This is a genomic window from Bacteroidales bacterium (genome assembly GCA_018334875.1).
GTDB lineage: Bacteria > Bacteroidota > Bacteroidia > Bacteroidales > UBA12077 > JAGXLC01.
This window is the reverse complement of the sequence record JAGXLC010000286.1, coordinates 1-5,199: the sequence shown is the minus strand read 5'-3', so window position 1 is coordinate 5,199 and position 5,199 is coordinate 1. Positions and strand designations below refer to the sequence as shown.

Here is a 5,199-nt window from a genome sequence, read left to right as displayed (position 1 = left end):
GCAGTTATAGACAGATCACTTCCGGTGCAAAGGGTGGTGTCGCCCTGAAAAGTGAGGTCGGGGCCGATGAACAAGTTAAAATCACCGATGGTAGAAGAATGGCCGTCGCTTACTTCAATGTAAATGATGGCGCTACCGGTGACGCCGGCATTGGGTGTTACGCTAATGGTGCGATTTTGGCCACTGCCACCAAAGGATATGTTGCTGTTTTCTACCAAATTAAGGTTGTGCGAATAAGCTCTTAACTGAAGTTCAGAAGCGTCAGTTTCTGCATCGCCGATGGTAAAGGATAAGTCGGAAAGTTTTTGATCGGCACAAACATATTGATTATCTATATTTTCTATAGTGGGTGGTGTGTTAATTGTGATATAAACGAAGTCGGTATTGCGACTGTAGGCGGTACCATTGCTAGCTTCCCATTTAAAACTTGTTTCACCGGTCCAGTCGGTGTCAGGATCAAAGGTGAGGTTGGCCAGATTGTCCTGACTGATCTCATCATTAACACTTACAGCGCTACCATTAAGGTTAAGCGTGCCATTATCGGGAAGGGAAAGCACCTTGATTTTGTCAAGTATCTGATCGGCAGGGTCAGAAAATTTCCGTTCAAAATCATACGCTGTAAAATCAACGGTAGTATTAACGGTTGTATCCTTATAGGTGTCCGCAACAATGGGTGCATCGCCCTCTTTGCATGTGTCCGTAGAAGCAACTTTCAAATCAATTGTCTTCATACCCAGGTCAATGGCATTGAACCAGGTATTCATGGAATTTTCGTCGCCATTGTCAAAACCATTTTCGTAAGTCCAGATGCGGGGTACAGAAGCCCCGTTTTGTAGCTGATTTACCTGGGTATTGTCCATATTGCCAGTATTATCGCCCCACTGGCCGGCGTTATCTACAGGGGTATCATCCCAGTAAAGGGTAGGACCCAGCTTGTTGAAAGGCCGGATGGAAAGCGCTTCGACATTGGAGAGCGTTTCTACATCGTACAGGGGAAAATGGGCCGGCCCACGACCAAGAAAAGTTGCAGAAGCCGAATACGTACCATCGGCTACTTCGTTGCCTGCTTTATCCTTAAAATCCCAGGTAATGTAGTTGGTACCTTCGAAAATCTCCTTTTGCAATAAAGTATCCTGTGTGCTGTTATCTGAAAACCCATTACCATCAATATCCAGATAAATACGAGTAAAACCATCAATATTGCTTTGAATTTTGAACAGCATTAAATCATCTTCGGCACAGTCCGGGTCGCCATTTTTTTCAATGGTAACCGTATCCTGATTAAAGTTTAATAATTGGGGGTCACGGGTATAATCGTAATCGTATATTTGGTCATTCTCTATCCATACCTTTGCCTCTGGCGGGGGAAGTTTGGTATTTTTGAAAACACTTTGATCGGGGTCGTTCAGAAAAATTTTATAGCCATTGCTTATTGTAATTTTTCCATCTTTACTTTGGGCTTTTTTCAGGGCATGGTTGCTGCCGGTAGGCAAACCATTGGAATTGGAAACAAAGTCGAAGCCGTAAGGCTTCATGTCAAATTTGACTTTATTGACGAATTCGTCACCGGTGAATACGTAAAAATAGGTATTCACCGGGTATTCATCAAAACTCGTGGTAGTCATCACCCAGTTTTCTGACCATAGCCGTCCGGCTGATTGGTTAGGGTTTGTTGGGTTGGTGATGATGTTGTCATCGGCATCGGTAACCGTGAAGTCGATGAAGTGTATATGTGTTTTGGTATTGGAGTAATCAAATTCAATATAATGGTTGCCGGTTTCCTGAGCAGTAAACGACAAGGGGGTATAGCCTTCGCTTTCGCTTATGGTGTTACCATTTAATTTTACCCCCTCAGGACCACTTACTGCTTCATTATAATCGGCTATATATCCGGCATCACCTGAATCGGGTGTAGCTTGCTCTTCAAAAATAATACCCCCATCTTCTTCTTTGATTCGAAAATGATGCTTAGCATTCAGTTGCATGCCAAAGTACAGTTTTTCCCCGGCTTTCAGGTAAATATTTAAGCGGACATCTTCATCACATCCATACATAGCAAAATCCGGATGATCGTTATGATTCAGCATGAGATAAAGCCTGTCCGTGGAGCTGGGCATGAGTTGTTTGGTGCCTTCCTGGGGTAATGCATTGAACGTTGCCAGGAAAAACAGCAACAACATATATCCTTTAGTAAACTTCATATGCGTATTCATCATTTTATATTCTCGTTCATTTTGTTTTTATGGGAAAAATGTTTTGATAAAAGCCATTGTCCGGATCCTCATCAAGGCCATTGGCCCGTTTTATATCGCAATAAGCTACATCTTTATTTTCAAGGTATTTATATTAAATTATTCGTTTCTTAATATTACGGATATTGCTCAAAAAGTTCATTTTCTTTGATTAATGGAATACTTTATGTGGTAATCAGAAGATTTTGTTTTATTGACTCAATTATACGGTCAGGAAGCATAGGTATGGGCTGATAAGCTGCAAGTTATCATGTTAGCCGGGAAACAACCGAAAGAATTAATAAAGCCAAATGCCTGTGGTAATGGCTGCTTTTGCTGACAGGATGCTTCTAATAGCTTCTTATTGCCCGGGCGGGTGCCAGGCTAGCGTTAAGTTTGATGAAAAGTCCGGAGAAGGTTTGTTTATCTTTTTATTGGGCAGAATATGGGCAGAATAAATGCAATGGCCTTGCTTTTCCATTGTTCATTATAACTGTTTATACCTATATGTCAGAGGTTTCCCTGAAGGAAGGGATATCATTCCTGAGACCGGTATATCTCTGATTCCGGGTAAAAATGGAGCCAGGCAAAGGCAAAGTGATTTCCGTGTGGCAAAAGTTTCAGCTTGCTGCCTTTCAGCTTTCCCTTGATGCAATGACCGGTGATGGTCCATTTACTTTGGGTTTGATGATCTGTGAAGTAGCCGTTCTTTTTACTAAAAGTCAGTGTTTGGCCCTTGAACCTGCGGGAAAAAGCAGTAGCCGATCCTATGGTTTTTGATTTTCTTATATTGCTTTCATCCAGTATAGAAACTTTTTCATCTCTGTAAAAGACAACGATCTTTTTGCTGCCGAATTCATCGTTGATCACCTCTTTATTCCTGATTTCGGAGAATGGATAGATTCTATAGCCCCTATTTTCACTTTTTATTTCGAGCACCCGTTCCATCGCGGGCAGACGCCCACTGATTTTTTCATGGGGGAAGTACTTTTCCATTGGTTTTCCGTCTTCCTCATCGTAATTTACATATGGATTGGTACCATAACGATTTTCTGCTTTTGTTCCGGTTTCTGGTGAAAGGATCTTTCCTTTGGGATAACTTTCAAAGAATTCTTTTACAGTGATGATCATAGAAGGAATGATCTTTAATTCGGCTCCTGCCAGTTTCCCGGCAAGGCCCTTTGCAGACAGTTGCTGCCACCAGGTTTCCGTCTGCTTGTCGGCCAGTATCAGATTGCTGTATCGAAGCATCCCGGACACTTCAAATTCCAGCAGATGTTCTTCTTCCTGATGTTTCAGCCTGCGGTCGAAAACCAGTGCTGAATTGCATAGGGGACAATAACTCGGCAAAATGGGGATGCCGCCCAGCGTATCATTGGATATCTCATGCATCGCAAGCATATTCAGCGGATAAGCTTTTGCCCTGCCGTTAAGGGATACTGCTATGACCGGTTCATGTCTGAAAAATTGTTTTAAGCCTTGTTCTTTACCTGTAAATTCAGGGTAGTCAATTAAAGGAAAACTGTTGCGGGGCAATACAACCTGGATTTCGGAAAGGTCAATGATGTGGTTCGATGTATCCGTACTCCAGTCATGCTGGATGTTGTCGGGATTTTTGAGCTGAGCATGGGTATGATGGAAAGCCGGTATGGTGAGTAAAAGGCTCAGCAAAATCAGTAGAATGGGTCTCATAGGGTTGATGGTTTAATTGTTAATAATCTAATTCATATCCCTCTTCACAGGATCAGGTTCATAAGGGTTCCAACGATAACTGCCAGGGAAATCATAATAACGGTGGCTTTCAGCATGCTTTTAAGGCCAAGCTCCTTGAACATGATGACAAATGCCGCTATACACGGAAAATAAATGGTCAGGACCGTGGCAGCAATGGTCATTTGTTCTGCCGTTAAGCCTAAGGGGCCCAATACGCCTATGGCTATATCTTTTCGCAGGAATCCCATGAGCAATGCGGTGACCACCTCCTCTGGCAATCCCATCAGATCAGTAACCACCGGCGCAATGATTTTTCCAAGCCAGGAAATGATCCCCATTGCATATAAAACATTGATCAACAATATGCCAATGAGCATATAAGGGATTGCTTCCCTGAGGAAATATATTACCCGCATGCGGAGTTTTTTCAAAACCATTGACCCATGGGGCAACCGGTAGGCAGGAATTTCCATTAACAGTTCGGGGCTCAGGCCCTTCATGATTTTATTCAGTATATAGCCAAAAATCAGCCACAAAACAAACAGGGTTCCGTAAACAATGGCTACATACTGGGTGCCGTACCGCCCGACCAGGTTAAAGATCATAGCGGATTGCGAAGCACAGGGTATGGCAATGGCGATAAGGGTGATGGCGATAAAACGCTCCCGTTTGGATTTTAATGGACGGGTTGCCAGCATACCCGGAACGGCGCAGCCAAACCCAAGGATCATGGGAATAATTGCCTGCCCATGCAACCCGAGTTTGTGCATAAAATTGTCGCTTAACACGGATAACCGGGGCAGGTAACCGAAATCTTCAAGCAAACCCAGCATAAGATAAAATGCAATTACATAGGGCAGTACCATGGCAAATGGAACATAAAGGCCGGTGGTCAATAAGCCGAAGGATTGTTCAAAATCAATGGATCCGTCAATGAGGTTGCCTATGATGACATTATGGAGCATTCCGCTTCCACCCAACACTGCGCTCACTTTTTGTATTACCGGAAGATAAATGTGTTGGAATGCCGGTTCAAGCACATAGTTTATGAGCCCTTCTCCAATAAAGCGCACCACTTTAAAAATGATCCAAATAACCCCTATAGCAATGGGTATCCCGGTTAACGGCTTTAAGGAAAGTTCATCCAGCCGTTCAAGGAAAGTGTGATGTTTGTGTCCGAGCACCTGAACCTGGGAGACGATATCTCCGATTTGCCCCCATCGTTCATGCGTTGATAAGGGTGCCAGGTATCTTG

The 5,199-nt window shown here is 43.3% G+C and carries 3 protein-coding genes; all 3 read right to left on the bottom strand.

What is annotated here, in order from left to right:
• Positions 1-2,201 (bottom strand): hypothetical protein (locus tag KGY70_16550; protein ID MBS3776810.1); only part of this gene is annotated, 2,201 nt, incomplete at its 3' end.
• Between the two features lie 567 nt (positions 2,202-2,768).
• A complete protein-coding gene (locus KGY70_16545; GenBank protein ID MBS3776809.1) occupies positions 2,769-3,923 on the bottom strand; it encodes a DUF3179 domain-containing protein in 1,155 nt (384 codons plus the stop codon).
• Positions 3,924-3,967: 44 nt separating this feature from the next.
• Positions 3,968-5,199 (bottom strand): ferrous iron transporter B (locus KGY70_16540; protein MBS3776808.1); only part of this gene is annotated, 1,232 nt, incomplete at its 5' end.